This is a genomic window from Halomonas denitrificans, assembly GCF_003056305.1.
Lineage (GTDB): Bacteria > Pseudomonadota > Gammaproteobacteria > Pseudomonadales > Halomonadaceae > Halomonas > Halomonas denitrificans.
In genome coordinates, this window is record NZ_PYVX01000003.1 from 41,054 (window position 1) to 63,868 (window position 22,815).

General features: G+C 68.4%; 21 protein-coding genes and 1 other RNA gene. 8 read left to right on the forward strand and 14 right to left on the reverse strand.

The features are described 5' to 3' along the window. Window positions 1-130 precede the first annotated feature (130 nt). From greA to C9F13_RS09595, 6 genes are all read right to left on the reverse strand, one after another. On the reverse strand, window positions 131-607 hold the full coding sequence (gene greA / locus C9F13_RS09570) for a transcription elongation factor GreA (protein WP_108446045.1): 477 nt from the start codon (window positions 605-607) through the stop codon (window positions 131-133). Next, entirely contained in the window at window positions 604-3,834 is a 3,231-nt protein-coding gene (gene carB / locus C9F13_RS09575) for a carbamoyl-phosphate synthase large subunit (RefSeq protein ID WP_108446046.1), read from the reverse strand. The genes greA and carB overlap by 4 nt, the downstream gene beginning before the upstream one ends. A gap of 54 nt (window positions 3,835-3,888) precedes the next feature. Continuing rightward, a complete protein-coding gene (gene carA / locus C9F13_RS09580; protein WP_108446047.1) occupies window positions 3,889-5,034 on the reverse strand; it encodes a glutamine-hydrolyzing carbamoyl-phosphate synthase small subunit in 1,146 nt (381 codons plus the stop codon). Window positions 5,035-5,420: 386 nt separating this feature from the next. Further along, window positions 5,421-6,224: a 4-hydroxy-tetrahydrodipicolinate reductase gene (gene dapB, locus C9F13_RS09585; protein ID WP_108446048.1), complete on the reverse strand. Its 804-nt coding sequence runs from the start codon at window positions 6,222-6,224 to the stop codon at window positions 5,421-5,423. 75 nt (window positions 6,225-6,299) lie between these two features. Then, complete coding sequence (locus C9F13_RS09590) at window positions 6,300-7,223, reverse strand: DMT family transporter (RefSeq protein WP_245888751.1); 924 nt, start codon at window positions 7,221-7,223, stop codon at window positions 6,300-6,302. Continuing rightward, a complete protein-coding gene (locus C9F13_RS09595) occupies window positions 7,220-7,498 on the reverse strand; it encodes a DUF2218 domain-containing protein (RefSeq protein ID WP_108446049.1) in 279 nt (92 codons plus the stop codon). Before C9F13_RS09595 ends, C9F13_RS09590 begins: the two co-directional genes overlap by 4 nt. Before the next feature lie 143 nt (window positions 7,499-7,641). Between C9F13_RS09595 and corA the strand changes: the two genes are divergently transcribed. The 4 genes from corA to C9F13_RS09615 all read left to right on the forward strand — a co-directional run bounded on the left by corA (window position 7,642) and on the right by C9F13_RS09615 (window position 11,728). Then, the gene (gene corA, locus C9F13_RS09600; RefSeq protein WP_108446050.1) at window positions 7,642-8,607 is read left to right on the forward strand and encodes a magnesium/cobalt transporter CorA; all 966 of its coding nucleotides are present in this window, start codon (window positions 7,642-7,644) and stop codon (window positions 8,605-8,607) included. Window positions 8,608-8,767: 160 nt separating this feature from the next. Continuing rightward, complete coding sequence (locus C9F13_RS09605) at window positions 8,768-9,895, forward strand: ABC transporter substrate-binding protein (protein WP_108446051.1); 1,128 nt, start codon at window positions 8,768-8,770, stop codon at window positions 9,893-9,895. A gap of 1 nt (window position 9,896) precedes the next feature. After that, the gene (locus C9F13_RS09610; RefSeq protein WP_108446052.1) at window positions 9,897-10,985 is read left to right on the forward strand and encodes a FecCD family ABC transporter permease; all 1,089 of its coding nucleotides are present in this window, start codon (window positions 9,897-9,899) and stop codon (window positions 10,983-10,985) included. Continuing rightward, the gene (locus C9F13_RS09615) at window positions 10,979-11,728 is read left to right on the forward strand and encodes an ABC transporter ATP-binding protein (protein ID WP_108446053.1); all 750 of its coding nucleotides are present in this window, start codon (window positions 10,979-10,981) and stop codon (window positions 11,726-11,728) included. The genes C9F13_RS09610 and C9F13_RS09615 overlap by 7 nt, the downstream gene beginning before the upstream one ends. Here the strand turns inward: C9F13_RS09615 and C9F13_RS09620 are convergent. The 4 genes from C9F13_RS09620 to grpE all read right to left on the reverse strand — a co-directional run bounded on the left by C9F13_RS09620 (window position 11,706) and on the right by grpE (window position 16,785). Continuing rightward, the gene (locus tag C9F13_RS09620; RefSeq protein ID WP_108446054.1) at window positions 11,706-12,611 is read right to left on the reverse strand and encodes a DMT family transporter; all 906 of its coding nucleotides are present in this window, start codon (window positions 12,609-12,611) and stop codon (window positions 11,706-11,708) included. The two genes, C9F13_RS09615 and C9F13_RS09620, sit on opposite strands and share 23 nt — an antisense overlap. A 268-nt stretch (window positions 12,612-12,879) precedes the next feature. After that, the gene (gene dnaJ, locus C9F13_RS09625) at window positions 12,880-14,019 is read right to left on the reverse strand and encodes a molecular chaperone DnaJ (RefSeq protein WP_108446055.1); all 1,140 of its coding nucleotides are present in this window, start codon (window positions 14,017-14,019) and stop codon (window positions 12,880-12,882) included. 92 nt (window positions 14,020-14,111) lie between these two features. Next, on the reverse strand, window positions 14,112-16,040 hold the full coding sequence (gene dnaK / locus C9F13_RS09630) for a molecular chaperone DnaK (RefSeq protein ID WP_108446056.1): 1,929 nt from the start codon (window positions 16,038-16,040) through the stop codon (window positions 14,112-14,114). Window positions 16,041-16,161: 121 nt separating this feature from the next. Then, the gene (gene grpE, locus C9F13_RS09635) at window positions 16,162-16,785 is read right to left on the reverse strand and encodes a nucleotide exchange factor GrpE (protein ID WP_108446057.1); all 624 of its coding nucleotides are present in this window, start codon (window positions 16,783-16,785) and stop codon (window positions 16,162-16,164) included. A 269-nt stretch (window positions 16,786-17,054) separates the two neighbouring features. Here grpE and recN point away from each other — a divergent pair, with 269 nt between their 5' ends. Next, a complete protein-coding gene (recN, locus tag C9F13_RS09640) occupies window positions 17,055-18,728 on the forward strand; it encodes a DNA repair protein RecN (protein WP_108446058.1) in 1,674 nt (557 codons plus the stop codon). 102 nt (window positions 18,729-18,830) lie between these two features. Here the strand turns inward: recN and fur are convergent, their stop codons facing one another. Next, a complete protein-coding gene (gene fur, locus C9F13_RS09645; protein WP_108446059.1) occupies window positions 18,831-19,277 on the reverse strand; it encodes a ferric iron uptake transcriptional regulator in 447 nt (148 codons plus the stop codon). 72 nt (window positions 19,278-19,349) lie between these two features. On the opposite strand from fur, the gene C9F13_RS09650 reads away from it, so the two are divergent. Then, window positions 19,350-19,778: an outer membrane protein assembly factor BamE gene (locus tag C9F13_RS09650; RefSeq protein ID WP_170121141.1), complete on the forward strand. Its 429-nt coding sequence runs from the start codon at window positions 19,350-19,352 to the stop codon at window positions 19,776-19,778. Window positions 19,779-19,836: 58 nt separating this feature from the next. Here the strand turns inward: C9F13_RS09650 and C9F13_RS09655 are convergent, their stop codons facing one another. Next, entirely contained in the window at window positions 19,837-20,151 is a 315-nt protein-coding gene (locus C9F13_RS09655) for an RnfH family protein (protein WP_108446061.1), read from the reverse strand. After that, window positions 20,141-20,575 (reverse strand): type II toxin-antitoxin system RatA family toxin, encoded by a 435-nt coding sequence (locus C9F13_RS09660; protein WP_108446062.1) that lies wholly within the window; start codon window positions 20,573-20,575, stop codon window positions 20,141-20,143. Before C9F13_RS09660 ends, C9F13_RS09655 begins: the two co-directional genes overlap by 11 nt. Before the next feature lie 128 nt (window positions 20,576-20,703). Between C9F13_RS09660 and smpB the strand changes: the two genes are divergently transcribed. Both smpB and ssrA read left to right on the forward strand, forming a co-directional pair. After that, on the forward strand, window positions 20,704-21,195 hold the full coding sequence (gene smpB, locus C9F13_RS09665; protein ID WP_108446063.1) for an SsrA-binding protein SmpB: 492 nt from the start codon (window positions 20,704-20,706) through the stop codon (window positions 21,193-21,195). A gap of 40 nt (window positions 21,196-21,235) precedes the next feature. Continuing rightward, window positions 21,236-21,616: a transfer-messenger RNA gene (gene ssrA / locus C9F13_RS09670) on the forward strand. A gap of 86 nt (window positions 21,617-21,702) precedes the next feature. Here ssrA and C9F13_RS09675 read toward each other — a convergent pair. Then, entirely contained in the window at window positions 21,703-22,740 is a 1,038-nt protein-coding gene (locus C9F13_RS09675) for a GlxA family transcriptional regulator (protein ID WP_108446064.1), read from the reverse strand. Window positions 22,741-22,815: the final 75 nt, after the last annotated feature.

A 22,815-nucleotide genomic window follows, 5' to 3' on the forward strand; every position in this document is an offset into this window, starting at 1 on the left:
AAAGAAACCCCGCCGACGTCGGTCCGCGGGGTTTCTTCTTGTCTGGCGTCTGCCTTTTGTCTGGCGTCTGGCGTCTGCCCTGGCACTCGCCGCCCGCCAACGGGCGGCGGGGGCGCTGGTGGCTCGGCGCCTAGAGGTGCTCGACGCTCGAGATCTCGTACTCGACCTCGCCGCCGGGCGTCTTGACCACCACCACTTCGCCCTCCTCCTTGCCGATCAGGGCACGGGCGATGGGCGAGGTGACCGAGATGCGACGCTCCTTGATGTCGGCCTCGTCCTCGCCGACGATCCGGTAGGTGACCTCCTCGTCGTTGTCGAGGTTGATCAGGCCCACGGTGACGCCGAAGATCACCTTGCCGGTCTGGGGCAGCTTGGTGACGTCGATCACCTGGGCGTTGGAGAGCTTGCCCTCGATCTCCTGGATGCGCCCCTCGATGAAGCCCTGCTGCTCACGAGCCGCATGGTACTCGGCGTTCTCCTTCAGGTCGCCGTGCTCGCGAGCCTCGGCGATGGCGGCGATCACCCGGGGACGCGCCTCGCCCTTCAGCTCCTCGAGCTCCTTGCGAAGCCGCTGCTCGCCGGCGACGGTCATCGGGACCTTGTTCATTGCGTAGCTCCTGCATGCAGTTCCTGTAGCCGCCGCACGGTGATGGCGTTGCCATACTCGAGCGCCATGCACACCGCCTTGGCTCCTGCCAGGGTGGTGGCGTAGGGAACCTTGCGGGCGAGTGCGGTGCGGCGGATCACCGAGGAGTCGTTGATGGCCTGGCGGCCCTCGGTGGTGTTGACGATATAGGCGACCTCGTCGTTCTTGAGCAGATCGACGATGTGGGGACGGCCCTCATAGACCTTGTTGACGATCTCCACCGGCAGCTCGGTGCCCTCGAGGGCCTTCGCGGTGCCGCGGGTCGCGCAGAGTGTGAAGCCCAAGGTTACCAGAGAACGGGCCACCTCGATAACACCCGCCTTGTCCGGATCGCGCACCGAGAGGAACGCCTTGCGCTCGCCCTCGAGCCGCGGGATCGCCTCGCCGGCCCCCAGCTGCGCCTTGTAGAAGGCCTCGGCGAAGGTGTCGCCCGAGCCCATCACCTCGCCGGTGGACTTCATCTCCGGCGACAGGATCGGATCGACGCCCGGGAACTTGTTGAACGGGAAGACCGCCTCCTTGACGCTGTAGAAGTGCGGCACGATCTCGCGCTCGAAGCCCTGCTCGGCCAGGGTCTGGCCGGCCATGCAGCGCGCCGCGATCTGGGCCAGGGAGGTGCCGATGCACTTGGAGACGAAGGGCACGGTACGCGAGGCGCGCGGGTTGACCTCGATGACGTAGATCTCGCCGTCCTGCCAGGCCAGCTGGACGTTCATCAGGCCCTTGACGCCGAGCTCCACGGCCATCTGCTTGACCTGCTCGCGCATCGCGTCCTGCACCTCGGCGGGCAGCGAATAGGGCGGCAGCGCACAGGCCGAGTCGCCGGAGTGCACGCCGGCCTGCTCGATGTGCTGCATGATGCCGCCGATCACCACCTGCTGGCCGTCGCTGACCGCGTCGATGTCGATCTCGATGGCGGCGTTGAGGAAGTGGTCGAGCAGCACCGGCGAGTCGTTGGAGACCTTCACCGCGTGGGTCATGTAGTTCTCGAGCTCGGAGGCGTCGTAGACGATCTCCATGGCCCGACCGCCGAGCACGTAACTCGGGCGCACCACCAGCGGGTAGCCGATCGCCTCGGCCTTGGCGAAGGCCTCGTCGAAGCTGCGCGCGGTGGCGTTGGGCGGCTGCTTGAGGCCCAGCTTGTCGATCATCTGCTGGAAGCGCTCGCGATCCTCGGCGCGGTCGATGGCATCCGGGGTGGTGCCGATGATCGGCACGCCGGCGGCCTCGAGCTCGCGGGCGAGCTTGAGCGGGGTCTGGCCGCCGAACTGCACGATCACCCCGACCGGCTGCTCCTTGTCGGCGATCTCCAGCACGTCCTCCAGGGTCACCGGCTCGAAGTAGAGGCGGTCCGAGGTGTCGTAGTCGGTGGAGACGGTCTCCGGGTTGCAGTTGACCATGATGGTCTCATAGCCGTCGTCGTGCATGGCGAAGGCGGCGTGGACGCAGCAGTAGTCGAACTCGATGCCCTGGCCGATGCGGTTGGGTCCGCCGCCGAGCACCATGATCTTCTTCCTGTCGCTCACCTCGGCCTCGCACTCCTCCTCGTAGGTGGAGTACATGTAGGCGGTATCGGAGGCGAACTCCGCGGCGCAGGTGTCGACGCGCTTGTAGACCGGACGGATGCCGGCGGCCTGGCGCGTCTTGCGGAACTCCTTCTCGGCGACGCCCAGCAGGCGCGCCAGGCGAGCGTCACTGAAGCCCTTGCGCTTGAGCTGGTAGAGCTCGCGCGGGGTGAACTCGGAGAGCGAGCGCGTGGCGACCTCGGCCTCGAGGCGGACCAGCTCCTCGATCTGCACCAGGAACCAGCGATCGATGTTGGTCAGCGCGAAGATCTCCTCGACGCTCATCCCGGCGCGCATGGCGTCGGCGACGAAGAAGATGCGCTCGGCACCGGCGGCCTGCAGCTCGCCCTTGATGTGCGCCAGGGCCTCGTCGGTGAAGGTCGTGACCTTGGGGTCGAGGCCGTCGTTACCGGTCTCCATGCCGCGCAGCGCCTTCTGCAGCGACTCCTGGAAGGTCCGGCCGATGGCCATCACCTCGCCCACCGACTTCATCTGGGTGGTCAGACGATCGTTGGCCTGGGGGAACTTCTCGAAGGTGAAGCGCGGGATCTTGGTGACCACGTAGTCGATGGCCGGCTCGAAGGAGGCCGGGGTGCGCCCGCCGGTGATGTCGTTCTGCAGCTCGTCCAGGGTGTAGCCGACGGCCAGCTTGGCGGCGATCTTGGCGATCGGGAAGCCGGTCGCCTTGGAGGCCAGCGCCGAGGAGCGCGACACCCGCGGGTTCATCTCGATCACCACCATGCGCCCGGTCTTCGGGTCCATGCCGAACTGGACGTTGGAGCCGCCGGTCTCGACGCCGATCTCGCGCAGCACCGCCAGGGAGGCGTCGCGCATGATCTGGTATTCCTTGTCGGTCAGCGTCTGGGCCGGGGCCACGGTGATGGAGTCGCCGGTGTGCACGCCCATGGGATCGAAGTTCTCGATGGCGCAGACGATGATGCAGTTGTCGTGCTTGTCGCGCACGACCTCCATCTCGTACTCCTTCCAGCCGAGCAGCGACTCGTCGATCAAGAGCTCATGGTTGTTGGAGAGCTCGAAGCCGCGCTGGCAGATCTCGTCGAACTCCTCCTTGTTGTAGGCCACGCCGCCGCCGGAGCCGCCCATGGTGTAGGAGGGGCGGATGATGGTCGGGAAGCCCAGCTCGGCCTGGATCTCCCAGGCCTCTTCCATGCTGTGGGCGACCTTGGCCTTGGGGCACTCCAGGCCGATGTTCTTCATCGCCTTGTCGAAGAGGTCGCGATCCTCGGCCTTGTTGATGGCGTCGGCGTTGGCGCCGATCATCTCCACGCCGTGCTTCTCGAGCACGCCGTGCTTGTCGAGGTCCAGGGCGCAGTTGAGCGCGGTCTGGCCGCCCATGGTGGGCAGCACGGCATCGGGCTTCTCGGCCTCGATGATCTTCTCCACCGCCTGCCAGGTGATCGGCTCGATGTAGGTGGCGTCGGCCATCACCGGGTCGGTCATGATGGTCGCGGGGTTGGAGTTGACCAGGATGACCCGGTAGCCCTCCTCGCGCAGCGCCTTGCAGGCCTGGGCGCCGGAGTAGTCGAATTCGCAGGCCTGGCCGATGACGATGGGGCCAGCACCAATGATCAGGATGCTCTTGATGTCGGTACGCTTGGGCATGACGGTTTCCGCGGCTAATCGATGAATGACGGTCTGATGTAGGGCGATTCGCGCCTAGCGGCGTTCCTTCATCATGGAGACGAAACGGTCGAACAGCGGCGACACGTCACGCGGCCCCGGGCTCGCCTCGGGGTGGCCCTGGAAGCTGAAGGCCGGGCGGTCGGTGCGCTCGATGCCCTGCAGGGTGCCGTCGAACAGCGAACGGTGGGTGGCGCGCAGGGTGGCCGGCAGGCTCGCCTCGTCGGCGGCGAAGCCGTGGTTCTGGCTGGTGATCATCACCTTGCCGGTGTCGAGGTCCTGCACCGGGTGGTTGGCGCCGTGGTGGCCATGCCCCATCTTCACCGTGGCGGCACCGCTGGCCAGCGCCAGCAGCTGGTGGCCCAGGCAGATGCCGAACAGCGGGATCTCGGTCTCGAGGAAGGTCTCGATGGCCGCGATCGCGTAGTCGCAGGGCTCGGGGTCGCCGGGGCCGTTGGAGAGGAAGATGCCGTCCGGGGCCATCGCCAGCACCTCGTCGGCCGGGGTCTGGGCCGGCACCACGGTCAGCCGGCAGCCGCGGGAGGCGAGCATGCGCAGGATGTTGCGCTTGGCGCCGAAGTCGTAGGCGACCACGTGGTAGGGGCGCTCCGCGGCCGTCGCATCGGCGTAGCCCTGGCCCAGGGCCCACTCGCCCTCGTTCCAGTCGTGGGCGGTCTGGCAAGAGACCACCTTGGCCAGATCCATGCCCTTGAGGCCGGGGAAGGCGCGGGCCGCGGCCAGGGCACGCTCGACGGCGTCCTCGCCCTCTGCCTCGCTGCCCGCCAGGATGGCGCCGTTCTGGGCGCCCTTGTCGCGCAGGATACGGGTCAGGCGGCGGGTATCGATGTCGGCGATGCCCAGCACGTTCTCGCCCTTGAGGTAGTCGGAGAGCGACTGCTCGGAGCGGAAGCTGCTGGCCAGCAGCGGCAGGTCGCGGATCACCAGGCCCGCCGCGGCGATACCGCCGGACTCGACGTCCTCGGCGTTGACGCCGGTGTTGCCGATATGGGGATAGGTGAGGGTGACGATCTGTCGGGTATAGGAGGGGTCGGTCAGGATTTCCTGGTAGCCGGTCATGGCCGTATTGAACACCACCTCACCGCTGGTTTGTCCATCGGCACCGATGGCCGTGCCGTGGAACACACTGCCGTCTTCCAGGGCCAGTATCGCGGGTCTGTTCAATGTTAGGTCCTCCCAGTGTTAACCGCTCGTCAAGGAATGCCGTTCGCCGGGCCGCAAAAAAGCGGGACGAACCCGATGGCTAGACCGGTTTCATCCCGCTTGTTGTCATTCGCTCGGAATGCCTGGGCCGAAGCAACAAGCGCTGTTGAGGGGGGCTTTCGCCCGTGCGCCCGGCCAAAATTTTGGGGATATTACAGGAAACGTTACCCCGCGACTACCCCCTGCCGACTCCTGATCAGTGCCCAAGCCGGGGCTGATCCGGGAGCAAGTCTGCGAGGAGGCGCTGTAAACCCATCCTTGGGCGCTACATTTGCCCTCCATGGCAAATGACCTCCTCTTCGACTTGCGCCCGGCGCCCCTCGGCCCTCCTGCTGGATGCTACCGCCTTACAAGCCCAGCACGTCCTGCATCGCATAGCGGCCGTTGCCCTGTCCGGCCACCCAGCGTGCCGCGCGCACCGCACCCTTGGCGAAGGTCATGCGGCTACTGGCCTTGTGGGTGATCTCGATGCGCTCGCCCTCGGTGGCGAACATCACGGTGTGCTCGCCGACGATGTCCCCGGCCCGCACGGTGGCGAAGCCGATCTCCTTGTCGGTGCGCGGCCCGCACTGGCCGACCCGCTCGAACACGCCGTACTCCTTGAGCGGACGCTCCAGGGCGTCGGCCATCACCTCGCCCATCTTGAGCGCCGTGCCGGAGGGGGCGTCGACCTTGTGGCGATGGTGGGACTCGATCACCTCGATGTCGTAGCCCTCGTCGCCCAGCGCCTTGGCCGCGGTCTCCAGCAGCTTGAGGGTCAGGTTGACCCCCACGCTCATGTTCGGCGCGAAGACCATCGGCACCCGCTCGCCGTAGCCGTCGAGCTCGGCGAGCTCGGCATCGTTCAGGCCGGTGGTGCCGATGACGATGCGCTTGCCGTGCTCGGCGCAGAAGGCCAGGTTGGCAAGCGTGACCTGCGGGGCGGTGAAGTCGATCAGCACATCGAAGTCGTCGACGATGGCGCCGAGGCTGTCCGCCGCCGTCACGCCCAGCTTGCCGATGCCGGCCAGCTCGCCGATGTCGGCGCCGACCAGCGAGCTGCCCGGTTCGACGATGCCGCCGGCCAGGGTGGCCTCGGCGTCCTGCTGCACGGCGTTGACCAGGGTGCGGCCCATGCGGCCGGCGACGCCGACGATGGCGATACGGGTCATGCGGACTCCTGCGAATGCGTTGGCTGCGGAAATGGCGGCAGTATACCAGAGGGGCGCCCGGGCCGGGCGGCCCGCTCAGCCGCCGGGGGCGCCGCGCTCAGCGGGCGAACCGGCGCTCAGCAGCAGCGCGATCGCCACCACCACCAGCAGGCTGCCCGGCAGCCAGACCCAGTCGATGCGCCCCGGGTCGCGGACGAACAGCAGCAGCATCGAGACGAAGGGCACCAGGTAGCTGTAGGCGGTGACCGCCCCCGGCGTCAGCACCGCGGTGGCGCGCTGCAGCAGCCAGAAGGTCAGGGCGCTGGAGAAGAGCCCCAGATAGACGAGCAGCGCCAGGTCGCGGCCGGTCATGGTCGCCAGGCGCGCCACCGGCTCGACGGCGAGGCCCGCGATCCCGACCAGGAGCGCGCCGAGCCCCAGGCTCCAGAAGGTGCGCACCGCCGCCGAGGCCGGCAGGCGCCCCGTCGCCATCCCCCACTTGCTGAGCACCGGATAGAGCGCCGTGGCGAGACAGCCGAGGAAGAACACCGCCTCGCCGAGGCCGAAACGCAGCCGCCCGCCCGACCCCAGGGCCTCGGCGATGGCCAGCCCCAGGGCGCCGATCGCGCCGAGCGCCAGGATCAATGGCAGCCGCCAGCTCAGCCGCTCGACCCCGACGAGCGCGCCGAGCAGGAAGGCCAGCAGCGGCACGGTCACGAACAGGGTAGCCATGGAGAGCGCCGTGGCGTGGTGCGCCGCCCAGAACATGGCGCCGAAGAAGCCGGCCAGGCAGAGCCCCATCAGGGCATAGAGCGGCAGGGCCCGTGCGTCGGGCAGGAACGCCGGCGAGCGCCGGGCCAGCCACCACAGGCCCGCACAGGCGATGAGAAAGCGCAGCGCGGTGAGCGAGAGCGGCGGCAGCGCGCTCATCATCCCCACCGCGGGGAACGAGAGTCCCACCAGCGCCGCCCAGAGCAGCATGCCGAGGTGGGCGGCCCGGGCCGAGCGCGACGCGTTCAATTCTCCCAGACGATCTCCAGGGTCACGCCCGACAGCCCCTCGAGGGCGGCGTTCACCTTGCCCTCCAGGCGATCCAGGCTCTCGTCATCCAGCGTCTCGATGGCCACGCTGAGGTGTTCCGGTCGCGCCTCGAGCAGGCAGCTGCCCTCGTCGAAGCGCACCCGCGCCTGGGTCTCCTGCCGGTCGATCGGCTGGGCGTCGACCCACTCCTGGCAGAGGCGCTCGATCAGCCCCTTGGCATCCTCGGCGGGAATATCGGCTCGTGAAATCGGCATGGGGGACTCCGGGTTCCTAGGACATGAGCCACCAGCCTATGACGGCCACCCCCGCCAACGCCACCCCGCCTGCCGGGCCGTCACGCGATGACCGCGCACTATGCTGTGGCACAGGGCATCGTCATGACGCGGAGGGGGCGGCAATGATCATCAACTGCGTGGCCTACGAAAAGGGGCATCGCCTGCACGACATCGCGATCGAGGAGATCGGCGACATCCTGGGGCACCCGGATCGCTTCGTCTGGGTGGCCCTGCACGAGCCCGACGAGGCGGAGATGGCCCGTTTCCAGGCGCTCTTCGACCTGCACGAGCTGGCCGTGGAGGACGCCCTGAACGGGGGCCAGCGGCCCAAGCTCGAGGAGTATGGCGAGGCGCTGTTCGTGACCATGCACATGGTCACCCTGCGCGACGACCAGTTGGAGACCGGCCAGGTGGCGGTGTTCGCCGGCCCCGGCTACGTGCTCTCGGTGCGCCATCACCCGAGCCGGGGCTTTGCCGAGGTGCGCCGACGCTGCGAGCGGGAGCCGAAGCTGCTCAAACACGGCCCGGCCTTCGTGATCTACGCCCTGATGGATGCCATCGTCGATCGCTACTTCCCGGTGGTCGAGGCGCTGCAGGCGGAGCTCGAGAGCATCGAGGACCAGATCTTCGTCCGCGGCACGGCGCGCCAGAGCCTGGAGCGGCTCTATCAGCTCAAGCGCCAGACCATGCGACTCAAGCACGCCGCCATGCCGCTGAGCGAGGCCGCCGGCCACCTCTCGGGCATCCGGGTGCCGGGGCTGTGCCGCAAGACCCGGGAGTACTTCCGCGACGTCTACGACCACCTGAGCCGCATCGAGGCAGCGGTGGACACTATCCGCGAGATGACCATCACGGCGATCCAGGTGAACCTCTCGATGGTGGCCATCGACGAGGGCGAGGTGCACAAGCGGCTCGCGGCCTGGGCCGCCATCTTCGCGGTGGCCACCATCCTCGCCGGTATCTGGGGCATGAACTTCGCCCACATGCCGGAGCTCGACTGGCGCCTGGGCTACCCCCTGGCGCTGCTGGTGATGGGGGGCGCCTGCGGCGAACTCTACCGGCGCTTCCGGCGCGCGGGGTGGCTGTAACCGCCACCTCGACGACGAAGAGGGATTCGGCCATACTAGCCGCCGCTTGCGAATACGAACGATACGCAGGAAGCTAACCAGATGCGCTTGCGGCAAACCGCCGGACAGCGCGGGCCCACGAGGCGTCGCAACGCCCCTTCCACGAGTACGAATTCCGCACATGCATACCTCACTGCTCAACGCCGTCGGTGGCACGGCCCTCGCTCTCGGTTGTGCGGCCGCTCAGGCCGAGCCGATCACCATCACCGATGTCGCCGGCCGCCAGGTCACCGTCGACGCCCCCGTGGAGCGGATGATCCTCGGTGAGGGGCGCCAGATCTACCTGCTGGGCGCGCTGCAACCGGAAGACCCGTTCGCCAACGTGGTGGGCTGGCGCGAGGACTTCTCCCAGGCCGACCCGGACAACTACGCACGCTACGCCGCCAGGTTCCCGGAACTGGGGGAACTGCCGACCTTCGGCGGCTTCAAGGACGGTACCTTCGACGTCGAGCAGGCCGCCGCCCTGCAGCCGGACGTGGTGCTGATGAACCTCGAAGCCAGGGCCGCCACCGAGGATGCCGCCTATGACGACAAGCTGGCCGAGCTCGGCATCCCGATCGTCTACGTGGATTTCCGCGAGGACCCGCTCGGGCACACCATCCCCTCCATGCGCCTGATGGGTGAGCTGATGGGCGAGGAGGCGGATGCCGAGGCCTTCATCGACTTCATCGAGGCCCAGATGGCCCGCGTCACCGAGACGATCGCCGCCGCCGACCCGGAGCGACCGAAGGTCTTCGTCGACCGCGCCGGCGGCTATTCCGAGGACTGCTGCATGAGCTTCGGCCCGGGCAACTTCGGCGAATACGTCGAGATCGCCGGGGGCACCAACATCGCCGACGGTATCATCCCGAACACCTTCGGCTCGCTGAACCCCGAACAGATCATCGCCGCCGATCCCGACCACGTGGTGGTCACGGGGGGGAACTGGGAGGCCTACGTGCCCGGTGGGGCCTGGGTGGGCGTGGGGCCCGGTGCCGACATGGATGCGGCCCACGCCAAGCTCGAGGCGCTGACCGAGCGCACCGCCATGACCGGCATCGCCGCCGTGGAAAACGATAACTTCCACGCCATCTGGCACCAGTTCTACAACAGCCCCTACTACTTCGTCGCCGTGCAGCGACTGGCCAAGTGGCTGCATCCGGAGCTGTTCGATGGGCTCGATCCCGAGGCGACGATGGAGGAGCTGCACGCGCGCTTCCTGCCGGTGGACTACGAGCCGGGCTACTGGCTCTCGCTGAAGGACCGCTGAGATGCACGCCGGAACGAGCGCAGCGCCGACCCCGCAAGCCGCCCCCTCCGCCGCGGAGAAGCGCGGCTTCTACCGTGCCCTGGTGCTCCGCCGCCAGCTGATCCTCGCCGCCCTGACGCTGGCGTTGTTCCTGAGCCTGTGCGTCGACCTCGCCCTGGGACCAGCCCGCTTCGGCCTGGACGAGGTGATCGCCGCGCTGGTCACCCCCGAGGCCGTAAGCCAGCAGGCCAGGGTGATCCTGTGGGAGATCCGCATGCCGGTGGCGCTGATGGCACTGGTGGTGGGTGCGAGCCTCTCAGTGGCCGGGGCCCAGATGCAGACCATCCTCAGCAATCCGCTGGCCAGCCCCTTCACGCTGGGCATCTCCGCCGGGGCGAGCTTCGGCGCCGCCCTGGCGCTGGCCTTCGGCGTGGCGATCGTGCCCGCCGCGGTCGACTACGTCATCCCGATCAACGCCTTCGTCATGGCCATGCTGACCGCCTTCGCGATCCATGCGCTGAGCATGCGGCGCGGCGTGACGATCGAGACCATTGTGCTGCTGGGCATCGCCATGGTGTTCATCTTCAACGCCCTGATGGCGCTGATCCAGTTCTTCGCCAGCCAGCAGGCCGTCTCCGCGGTGGTGTTCTGGACCATGGGCAGCCTGACCAAGGCCACCTGGCCCAAGCTGTGGATCGCGCTCGGCGTGCTGGCCGTGGTCCTGCCGCTGCTCGCTCGCCATGGCTGGGCGCTCACCGCCATGCGCCTGGGCGATGCCAAGGCCGAGAGCCTGGGGGTGAAACCCCGGGCGCTGCGCCTCGAGGTGCTGGTGCTGGTCTCTCTGCTGGCCGCCATCGCGGTGGCCTTCGTCGGCACCATCGGCTTCATCGGCCTGGTCGGGCCGCACATCGCCCGCCTGCTGCTGGGCGAGGATCAGCGCTTCTTCCTGCCCGGCGCGGCTCTTTGCGGGGCCCTGATCCTCTCCGTCGGCTCGGTGCTGTCGAAGGTGCTGATCCCGGGCACCATCATTCCCATCGGCATCATCACCTCGCTGGTGGGCATCCCCTTCTTCCTGTTCCTCGTCCTCAGCCACAAGAAGGCCTCATGGTAACGCTGACGCTCGACCAGCTGTCGGCCCGCTACGGGCGGCGCCGGATCCTCGCCGAGATCACCACGCCCGCCTTTGCGGGCGGCCAGGTGGTGGCCCTGCTCGGCCCCAACGCCGCCGGCAAGTCGACCCTCTTTCGACGTATCCTCGGCCTGCTCGACGGCGAGGGCGAGGCCCGCATCAGCGGCGCCACCACCGAGCGCCCCGTCGCCTACATGCCCCAGGACACCGGCGCCAACGCAGTGCTCACGGTCTTCGAGTCGGTGTTGCTGGCGCGCATGCAGGGGCGCAGCCTGAGGGTCCGCGCCGAGGACCTGAGCGAGGTCGAGCGCGCCCTGAAGGACCTGGGGATCGCCGAGCTCGGCGCGCGCGACATCGGCGACCTCAGCGGCGGGCAGCGACAGCTGGTGGGCGCAGCGCAGGCGCTGGTGCAGGCCCCGGAGATCCTGCTCCTCGACGAGCCCACCTCGGCGCTGGATCTGCATCGCCAGATCAGCCTGCTGTCGATCCTGCGACGGCTGGCCCGCGAGCGGGAGATGCTGGTCATCGCGGCCCTGCACGACCTGGGCCATGCCCTGCGCTTCACCGACCAGGCGATGGTGCTCGAGAGCGGCCGACTGGTGGCCTGCGGGCCGACCGAGCAGGTGGTCACCCCCGAGCTTTTGCGACGCGTCTACCGGGTGGACGCCCGCATCGAACCCTGCTCGAAGGGCCGCCCCCAGCTCATTGTCGAAGCGGCCGTGTAAGCCCTCGCCTCCCCTCGAGCGCCGCCAGCCCGGCCCCGCCGAGCACCAGCGGCAGGGCCACCAGGAACCCGCCGGAGAGTGGCAGCCCGAAGATCAGCAGGTCCGCCAGCACCGGCCAGATCAACGCCACGTACTCGAACGGCGCCAGGCGCGAGACCTCGGCGAAGCGCAGCGCCAGGGTCATGCAGATATGCGCCGCGCCACCGAAGAGGCCCGAGAGGATCAGCAGCCCCAGGGTCGGGCCCGACACGGCCACCCAGCCCAGCGGCAGGGTGGCCAGGCCCGCCAGGGTGGTGACCAGCACGAAGTAGAAGGCGATGGAGGCCGGAGTCTCGGTGCGCGAGATGCGCCGCACCGTCACCAGCGCCCCCGCGGTCAGCAGGGCGGCAAGAATGCCCAGCCCGTAGCCCAGCACGCGACCGTCCGCCCGGGCGTGCCCCAGGTCGGGCACCACCAGGGCCGCCACACCGCCCAGCACCAGGGCCAGGGCCGCCGCCCGGTGCCGGCTGAAGCGCTCGCCCAGCAACAGCACGCCGCCGACCGCCATGGCCACCGGGGCGAGCTGCGCCAGCAGCGTCGCCTCGGCGACCGGCAGCCGGGCCACGGCGGCAAAGGAGGCGAACATCGCCGCCGCCCCCAGGCCCGAGCGCAGCAGGTGCCCGAGCGGGCGCCGCGTGGCCAGGGCCCGGGGAAACTCGCGCCGCCAGACCATGAACGCCACGATGGGCAGCAACGCGAACGCCGAGCGGAAGAACACGGTCTGCCCGAGCGGCACCGCCGCCGTGCTCGCCGCCTTGACGCACACCATCATCCCGGTGAAGAGAATGCCGGAAAGCAGCCTGAGCAGGATGCCGGCCAGCGTCCGATCAGCGACGTCGTTCATGAGGGTCCTTGTGTATGGCTCTGAGGGGAAAACGGGGCGATCACCCGGCGCGAGAACCGGCGACATCCCCCGAGCCGACGGCGCCACCAGGGCTTATCGCCACGCCTCGCTGCCGGGCCCGCCATGGTACACCGCCATCGGGAATGATTCCCATCCCGCATGCCCCAAGGCGCCTGATCACCGGCATCGTTGAGCCGGGCATCACGACACGAAAAGGCCCCGCCTCCTCTCGGAGCGCGGGGCCTCGTCGATTCTTGGGGGACCGCCCTTAGGGCTTCATGTCCTCGAAGAACTTCTTCACGCCGTCGAAGAAGCTCGACTTCTTCGGCGAGTGATGGCTCTTGCTGCCCTCCAGGCTGTCCTGGAAGGCGCGCAGCAGGTCCTTCTGCTCCTCGCTGAGCTTGACCGGGGTCTCGATCACGACCTTGCACAGCAGGTCGCCCGGGGGGCCACCGCGCACCGGCTTGACGCCCTTGCCGCGCAGCCGGAACAGCTTGCCGGTCTGGGTCTCGGCCGGGATCTTCAGCTTGACGCGGCCATCCAGGGTCGGCACCTCGAGCTCACCGCCGAGGGCGGCGTCGACGAAGTTGATCGGCACCTCGCACTGCAGGTGGCGGCCGTCGCGCTGGAAGATGTGGTGCGGCTTGATCGCCACCTGGACGTAGAGATCCCCGGGCGGTCCGCCGTTGACGCCGGCCTCGCCCTCGCCGTTCAGGCGGATGCGATCGCCGGTGTCCACGCCGGCCGGGATCTTCACCGACAGGGTACGGGTCTCGCGCACCCGGCCCTCGCCATGGCACTTGTGGCACGGCACCTTGATGTGCTGGCCGCTGCCGTGACAGGTCGGGCAGGTCTGCTGCACGGCGAAGAAGCCCTGCTGCATGCGCACCTGGCCGTGGCCGGAACAGGTCGGGCAGGTCTCCTTGCTGGAGCCCGGCTCGGCACCGCCGCCGTCACAGCGCTCGCACTCGACGTGACGCGGCACGCGGATGTCCACGCTGGTGCCGGCCACGGCGTCCTCGAGGTCGAGCTCGAGGTTGTAGCGCAGGTCGCTGCCGCGCTGCGGGGCGTTGGGGTGGCGACGACCGCCGCCCCCGCCGAAGATGTCGCCGAAGACATCGCCGAAGATGTCGCTGAAGCCCCCGGCCCCGGCCCCGCCGAAGCCACCGCCACCGGCCTGGCCGTCCACCCCGGCATGGCCGAACTGGTCGTAGGCCGCGCGCTTCTCGCTGTCGGCCAGGACCTCGTAGGCCTCCGAGACCTCGCGGAACTTCTCGGCCGCGGAGTCATCGTCCGGGTTGCGGTCCGGATGGAACTTCTGGGCGAGGCGTCGGTAGGCCTTCTTGATGTCCTTCTGGTCGGCACCGCGCTCGACGCCCAGTACTTCGTAATAGTCACGCTTGGACATGAGTCTGTCCGCCTCCGTAGGGACTCTGCGGAAACACCAACGCGGGAGTCAGGCCCCCGCGCTGGCATCATCCGTCAAACAGATGTCGTGGTTTACTGCTTTTTCTGGTCGTCGTTGACTTCTTCGTACTCGGCGTCGACCACGTCATCGTCCTGCTTGGCGGCGGCCTCGTCGGCCCCACCGGCCTGCTGCGCGGCGTCACCCTGCTCGGCGTACATCTTCTGCGCCAGGGTGCCGGAGGCCTCGGTCAGCTTGTCGAGCTTGGCCTGGATGTCCTCCTGGTCGTCGCCCTTGATCGCCTCTTCCAGCTCGGCGGCGGCGCTCTCGATGGCCTGCTTCTCCTCGTCGGTCGCCTTGTCGCCGGCTTCCTCGAGGGTCTTGCGGGCGGCGTGGACCATGCCGTCGGCCTGGTTGCGCAGCTGCACCAGCTCCTCGAACTTCTTGTCCTCGTCGGCGTGGGCCTCGGCGTCGCGGACCATCTGCTCGACCTCTTCCTCGGACAGGCCGCTGGAGGCCTTGATCACGATGGACTGTTCCTTGCCGGTGGCCTTGTCCTTGGCGGACACGTTCAGGATGCCGTTGGCGTCCAGGTCGAAGGCGACCTCGATCTGCGGCACGCCGCGCGGCGCCGGCGGAATGTCGGCCAGGTCGAAGCGACCGAGCGACTTGTTGCCGCTGGACTGCTTGCGCTCACCCTGCAGCACGTGAATGGTCACGGCCGTCTGGTTGTCATCCGCGGTCGAGAAGGTCTGGGTCTTCTTGGTCGGGATGGTGGTGTTCTTCTCGATCAGCGGCGTCATCACGCCCCCCAGGGTCTCGATGCCCAGGGTCAGCGGGGTGACGTCGAGCAGCAGCACGTCCTTGACGTCACCGCCCAGCACGCCGCCCTGGATCGCCGCACCCACGGCCACGGCCTCGTCCGGGTTGACGTCCTTGCGAGCGTCCTTGCCGAAGAACTCGGCCACGGACTTCTGCACCATGGGCATGCGGGTCTGGCCGCCGACCAGGATGACGTCGTCGATCTCGCCGCTGGAGAGGCCGGCGTCCTTGAGCGCGGTCTTGCACGGCTCGAGGGAGCGCTTGACCAGCTCCTCGACCAGCGACTCCAGCTTGGCCCGGGTCACCTTCACGTTGAGGTGCTTGGGACCGGTGTTGTCCGCCGTGATGTACGGCAGGTTGACGTCGGTCTGCTGGGCGCTGGACAGCTCGATCTTGGCCTTCTCGGCGGCTTCCTTGAGGCGCTGCATGGCCAGGTTGTCGCCGGAGAGGTCGATGCCGCTGTCGGCCTTGAACTGATCGACCAAGTAGTTGATCAGCTTCATGTCGAAGTCTTCGCCGCCCAGGAAGGTGTCGCCGTTGGTGGCCAGCACCTCGAACTGGGTCTCGCCGTCGACGTCGGCCACTTCGATGATGGAGATATCGAAGGTGCCGCCACCCAGGTCATAGACCGCGATGGTCTTGTCGCCGCGCGACTTGTCCATGCCGTAGGCCAGCGCGGCCGCGGTCGGCTCGTTGATGATGCGCTTGACCTCGAGGCCGGCGATGCGACCCGCGTCCTTGGTGGCCTGACGCTGGGAGTCGTTGAAGTAGGCCGGCACGGTGATCACCGCCTCGGTCACTTCCTCGCCCAGGTAGTCCTCGGCGGTCTTCTTCATCTTCTTCAGGACTTCGGCGCTGACCTGCGGGGGCGCCAGCTTCTTGTCCTTGACCTGCACCCAGGCGTCGCCGTTGTCGGCTTCGGTGATGGTGTAGGGGACCATCTTGACGTCCTTCTGGACGACGTCGTCCTTGAAGCGACGGCCGATCAGGCGCTTGATGGCGTACAGGGTGTTCTGGGGGTTGGTCACCGCCTGGCGCTTGGCCGCCTGGCCCACCAGCGTCTCACCGTCGTCGGTGTAGGCGATGATGGACGGCGTGGTGCGCGCGCCCTCGGCGTTCTCGATCACCTTGGCCTGGTCACCGTCGAGCACGGCGACGCAAGAGTTGGTGGTCCCCAGGTCAATACCGATGATGCGTCCCATAGGAAATCCTCAAACTGGCAGTTGAATTCGTGATCTGCGGCTTTCGCCGCGGGGTTGCCGTCTATCTGGGGGCCCTCGAACCCTTTTCAAGACCCGAGGGCCGCTTTTCTATGGCTCGGTGTCAGCCGGCGGCCTGGCTGACGACCACCATGGCCGGACGGACCAGGCGCCCGTTGAGCAGGTAGCCCTTCTGCATGACGTCCATCACGGTGTTGGGCTCCAGCTCGGGGTTGGGCACCATGGCCATGGCCTCGTGGTACTGCGGGTCGAAGGGCTCGCCGTGGGGCTCCACCACCTCGACGCCGAACTTGGCCATCACGTCGCGCTGCATCTTGAGCGTCATGGAGACGCCCTCGATGTGGGCCTCGCTGGCCTCGTCGCCCATCGACTCGAGGGCCTTCTCGAGGCTGTCGATCACCGGCAGCAGCTCCTTGACGAACTTCTCCAGGGCGAACTTGCGGGCCTTCTCGGCCTCCTGCTCGGCGCGCCGGCGCACGTTCTGCGCCTCGGCGGCCGCCCGCATGGCCTGATCCTTGGCCTCGGCGACGCTCTGCTCGAGCTCCTCGACGCGGGCCGCCAGCACCTCGGCCTCGGGATTGTCGGCGGCCTCGGCCTCGGTGGCGGCCTGGTCGGCGCCCTCGATGGCGTCCTCCAGCTCACCCTCCACGGTCTCGGCCTGCGGCTCGGCTTCCCGCTCCTCGCGAGCGAGTTCGTCGTCCAGCGGGGTCTGAGAGTCTTTGGCCATGTGGGGTCTCCTGAATGGCAATCAGCGGCCTGGAGCCGCTGGCAAGGCATGAATGATGGCGTGAACGATGATCTGCCGGGGTATATGGGGCTGGCCGCGGTGAACTCAAGGCGTCATCGCGAGACGAATTGGCGGGTGCATTGTGGGGGGCGCTGGACTACTGTATAAACGCACAATACGTGTATGGATAGACAGTATTCCTCGCGCCGCACGTCCAGACCGCGCGGACCTTGCAGAACGGTATTCCCAGACAGGCCCCGGGAGGCACCATGCTGACAGAGCTTGCCATTCGCGACTTCGCCATCGTCGACCACCTCGAACTGGAGCTTTCCGGCGGCATGACCGCCATCACCGGCGAGACGGGGGCCGGCAAGTCCATCCTGCTCGGCGCCCTGGGCCTGTGCCTCGGCGAGCGCGCCGACAGCGCCAGCGTGCGCCACGGGTGCGAACGCGCCGACCTGAGCGCGCGCTTCGACCTCAAGGCCCTGCCCGAGGCGCGCGCCTGGCTCGAGTCCCGCGAGCTGCCCGCCGACGACTGCCTGCTGCGTCGCGTGGTGACCCGCAGCGGCCGCTCCAAGGCCTGGATCAACGGCCAGCCGGCCACGGTGGCCGACCTGCGCGCCCTGGGCGAGCACCTCATCGAGATCCACGGCCAGCACGCCCACCAGGCGCTGCTGAACGAGGAGACCCACCTGCGCCTGCTCGACGACTTCGCCGGCCATCGCGAGGCGGTGGCCGCGATGCGCCAGGCCTTCCGCGACTGGCAGGCGAGCCGCCGGCGCCTCGAGCGCCTGGCCGAGGACGGCGACGAGATCCGCGCCCGCCGCCAGCTGCTGCGCTATCAGGTGGAGGAGCTCGATGCCCTGGCGCTGGCCGAGGGCGAGCTCAAGGGGCTCGAGGAGGAGCAGGAGGAGCTGGCCCACGCCGAGGAGCGGCTGCGCGAGGCGCAGTTCGCCGCCGAGTGCTGCGACGGCGAGGAGGCCGGCGCCCTGTCGCTGCTCAACCAGGCGATCCAGCATCTCTCGGAACTGCCGGGCAGCGATCGCGGCAGCCTCGCCGACACCCTCACCATGCTTGGCGAGGCGCGCATCCAGATCGAGGAGGCGGGCCGCGAGCTCGGCCACTTCGCCGCCGGCGTCGAGCTGGACCCCGAGCGGCTGGCCTGGGTGGAGGAGCGCCTGGGCGAGGTGCACCGCATCGCCCGCAAGCACCACGTGCTGCCCGAGGAGCTGGTCGACCTGCACCGGCGCCTGGCCACCGAGCTCGAGGGGCTCGAGGGGGGCGACGGCGACCTCGAGACGCTGGCCGCCGAGGTCGAGGCACAGCAGGCGCGCTGGCACGAGCAGGCCACGGCGGTCTCCAGGGCGCGCCGCCAGGCCGCCCGGCGCTTCGGTCGCGCCGTGCAGGAGCAGCTGGCCTTTCTGGCCATGGACAAGGCCACCTTCGAGGTCGAGCTCGCCCCCCGGGAGGCCCCGGCCCTCGAGGGACTGGAGGGCGCACGCATGCTGATCAGCGCCAACCCCGGCCAGCCGGCACGCCCGCTGGCCAAGGTGGCCTCGGGGGGCGAGCTGTCGCGCATCAGCCTGGCGATCCAGGTGGTGGCGGCCCAGCACTCGACCATCGCCAGCCTGGTCTTCGACGAGGTGGACGTGGGGGTCTCCGGGGCCACCGCCGAGATCGTCGGTCAGCTGCTGCGCCGCCTCGGCGAGAACGGCCAGGTGATGACCGTGACCCACCTGCCCCAGGTGGCCGCCCAGGCGCACCATCACCTGCACATCGAGAAGCAGGCCGAGAAGGCCTCCACCCTGACCCGCATGGCCCTGCTCGACGAGGCCGGCCGGGTCGGCGAGCTGGCGCGCATGCTCGGCGGCGTGAACCTCTCCGACCGCACCCTGGCCCACGCCCGGGAGATGCTCGACGCCAGCCAGCGCGCCCACCACTGAGCCCGCCGCGCCCCGCGCGCCTCATCCCTCGCCCCGACGCAGCGCGGCCCCGATCCGAGGATCGGGGCCGCGCCATTCGCCGCTGGGATGAACCCGCCGGCGCTACTTCTTCTGGATGCCTTCCTGGCGTGTCGCCCGGGAGCCCCGCGGGCGCACATAGAGCACCAGGGCGTGATCGACGAGCTCGAAGCCGTGCTCCTCGGCGATCTCCTGCTGGCGCCGCTCGATGGTCTCGTCGAAGAACTCGACGATCTCGCCGCTCTCCAGGCACACCATGTGGTCGTGGTGCTCCTCCTGGGAGAGCTCGAAGACGGCGTGGCCGCCATCGAAGTTGTGACGGATCACCAGGCCGGCGGTCTCGAACTGGGTCAGCACGCGATAGACGGTAGCCAGGCCCACGTCCTCGCCCGCGTCCAGCAGGGTCTTGTAAACGTCCTCTGCGCTCAGATGGTGCTTCTCTGAGGCGCTCTCGAGGATCTGCAGGATCTTGACGCGCGGCAGGGTCACTTTGAGACCGGCCTTGCGCAGTTCATGGTTCTGGTCGGCCATGGTCGCTCTTCGCAGTATCGGGTAGGGTCGGTTATGATCGACCGAATCCACGATAGTGAAGAACAGGCGCAAATGCAAAAGCTGACAAGAATCGTCACCCTTTCCGTCGCCCTGCTGATGATCAGCGGTTGCAGCTACTTCGGGGTCTACAAGCGCGACCTGCCCCAGGGCAACCTGGTGACCGAGGGCATGGCCGAACAGCTGCGGCCGGGCATGACCCGCCAGCAGGTGGTCGACCTGATGGGCAGCCCGCTGCTCGAGGCGCCCTTCGATGCCCGCCAGTGGGACTACGTCTATCGCCTCGACGAGGCCTACGGCGGCGTGGAGCAGCGGCGCATCACCCTGACCTTCGACGGCGGTCGCGTCGTGCAGATCGAGCGGGAGGGCGACTTCTCGACCGCGCCGCCGCTCGGCGACGAGCGCGGCATCGGCCCCGACAGCGGCGTCGCCGCGGACGATCAGGACGCGCCGATCGACAACCTCACGCCGGATCGCCCCTGAGCCATCCCGCGATCGAGCCTCGCCAGACGCCCCGTACCGGCACCCGCCGGACGGGGCGTCAGCGCGTTCTGGCCGCGGCGCGCTCGGCGCGCACCGCCTTGGGGTCGATCTTGAGCGGCCGGTAGACCTCGACGCGATCCCCCGCCTTCAGGGGCTGCGCCTCGGGGTCGCGCAGGCGCCTCCCGAAGAGCCCCAGGTCGGCCTCAGAGAAGGTCGCCGCGGGAAGCTCCGGAAACCGCGCCTCCAGCCCCGCCATCGCCACCGCCTCGCGGGCCGTGGTGCCCTGGCGGACGCGAAGCGCCACCACGCACTGCCGCTCGGGCAGGGCGAAGGCCACCTCGACCTCGATGGCGTCCGGCGCGCTAGCGGCCATAGAGGCTGTCCGCCCGGCGAGTGAAGGAGTCGACCAGCTGCCCGGCGACCTGCTGGAAGAGCTTGCCGAAGGCCATGCCCAGCAGGCGGTTGGCGAACTCGAACTCCAGCTCGAGGCTGATCTTGCAGGCCCCCTCGCCCATCGGGATGAACAGCCAGCGGCCGCGCAGGCGCTTGAAGGGACCGCTGACCAGCGACATCTCGATGCGCTCGGGTTCGATCAGGTCGTTGCGAGTGGTGAAGCTCTGCTCGATGCCGGCACGACCCAGGGTCATCTCGCCGATCAGGTGCGACTCGTCGCGCTCGAGCAGGCGGGCGTTCCGGCACCCCGGAAGGAATTCCGGGTAGCGCTCGAAGTCGTTGACCAGGTCGAACATGTCCTGGGGGGTGTGCCGCACCATGGCGGACCGATTGACCGTTGGCATTGAGCTCTCCGCTGACTTCACAGTGCCCAGGGCGTATCATGAGCGGTTATTTCAGGCCTTGAATGGTACCACGCTTCCCCCCACATCGAAGGGCAAGCGCCACCGGCAGATACAGGACACGAGGTTTCATGGCCAACAAGAAAGGCAAGAGCAAGGGGCCCGGCGGCAACGTCATCGCCCAGAACAAGAAGGCACGCTTCGAGTACCACATCGACGAGAGCTTCGAGGCGGGCCTGGTGCTGGCCGGCTGGGAGGTGAAGAGCCTGCGCGCCGGCAAGGCGCAGCTCACCGACACCTACATCCTGGTCAAGAACGGCGAGGCCTGGCTGCTGGGCAGCCACATCACCCCGCTCAACACCGCCAGCACCCACGAAATCGCGGACCCGACGCGCACCCGCAAGCTGCTGCTGCATCGCAAGGAGATCGCCAAGATCTTCTCGCGGACCCAGGAGAAGGGCCACACCTGCGTGCCGCTCAAGCTCTACTGGAAGGACAACCGGGTGAAGTGCGAGCTGGCCCTGGTGACCGGCAAGAAGCTGCACGACAAGCGCGCCACCGAGAAGGACCGCGACTGGCAGCGGCAGAAAGGGCGCATCATGCGCGAACAAACCAAGGCCTGAGGTGTCACAGTCCTGCACATCCTGTTAGGATGCGCGTTACGGGGGCGACACGGTTTCGACGCCGGTGACAATCCCTGAGGTGCATGCCGAGAGCGTGATGTATCTCGTAAATCCAACATCACGACTAAATAGTCGCAAACGACGACAACTACGCTCAGGGCGCGCTGGCAGCTTAAACGCCGCTAGCTTCTAGCCCGGCCCGAAGGCAATGTGCCCATTCATTGCTGACGGGATATGAGCCAAGACTGATGGGATCGCGATAGGTGGTGTCCTCTCGCCTGTCGTTAAACCTTACGAGGAATCGCGTTGCTGGATCCTGATCGTCGGAGCCAGTGGCGTTAAAACAAAAGACGAAACTAAGCATGTAGAGCCAATGGGTGAGTGCCGGCGGACGCGGGTTCAATTCCCGCCGCCTCCACCAAACAGTCGACGAATCAAGCGCCTACGGGCGCTTTTTTCGTTTCTGCCCGCCTCTCGCAGACGCCCCGCCCGACGCCTTGCTCACCGTTAGCCGACCGAGACACCCTCGCCCCCCTGCTCGACGCCGCTGCCGCGCTCGGCGGTGACGCTGGGCGCCTCGGCGAAGCGGGCGCGATAGGCGCGGGTGAAGTGCGCCGGCTGGGTGAAGCCGGTGGCGAAGGCCGCCTCGGTCACCAGGCAGCGGCTGTCGGCCAGCAGCTGGCGCGCCCGGTCCAGGCGCATGCCGAGGTAGCACTGGCGCGGAGTCTCCCCGAAGTGACGCTGGAAGAGCCGCGTCAGCTGGCGCTGGGACTGCCCGGCCAGCCGGCACACCTCGGGGATCGGCAGCGCCTGGGCCAGGTTGGCCTCCATCACCGCCAGCGCCCGCACCACGCTGCGCGGCAGCTCCCCGTAGCGTTGACGCTTTTCGCCCCCCTCGCCGCGCCCCCGCTCGTGCACCAGCTGGCGGCTCACGGCATCGGCCAGGGCCGGCCCGTAGGCGCGCTCGATCCACTCCAGCATCATGTCGATGCTCGCCGCACCCCCGGAGCCGGTCATCCGCGTGGCGTCGAACTCGTAGCGCGCCGGGCTGATCTCGAGCTCCGGAAACTCGAGCCGGAAGGCCGGCACGCTCTCCCAGTGCAGCGCCACCCGGCACCCCTCCAGCACCCCGGCCCGGGCCAGGATGAAGGGCGCGGTGTCGAGCCCGCCCAGCCAGCCGCCGTGGGCGGCGATGCGTCGCAGCACGGCGCGATCCTGGAAGCGCACCGTCGCCTCCGCCTCATAGGAGGAGACGACCATCAGCCGCGCGCTGTCCTGCAGCGCTTCCAGCGGACCATCCACGTCGATGCGCACGCCGTTGCTGGCCACCACCGCCTCCCCGTCCGCCGAGAGCAGGCGCCAGGCGAAGAGGTCGCGGCCGAAGCGGTTGGCCACGCGCAGCGGCTCCAGCAGGCAGAAAAGGGTCAGCATGGAGAAGCGCGGCACCAGCCACACGTCGAGGGTGTATTCGGCCTGCTCGGGGGTGAGCAGCGGCGGGGAATCAGGGCGCGGATAGGGCCAGGCGGTATCGGAAATGTCGATCATGACCAATAGAGTCAAGCCTGAGGCCAATTTAATCAAGTCGCGGGCGTCCGAGGGGGTTATGGTGGATCGCGACCC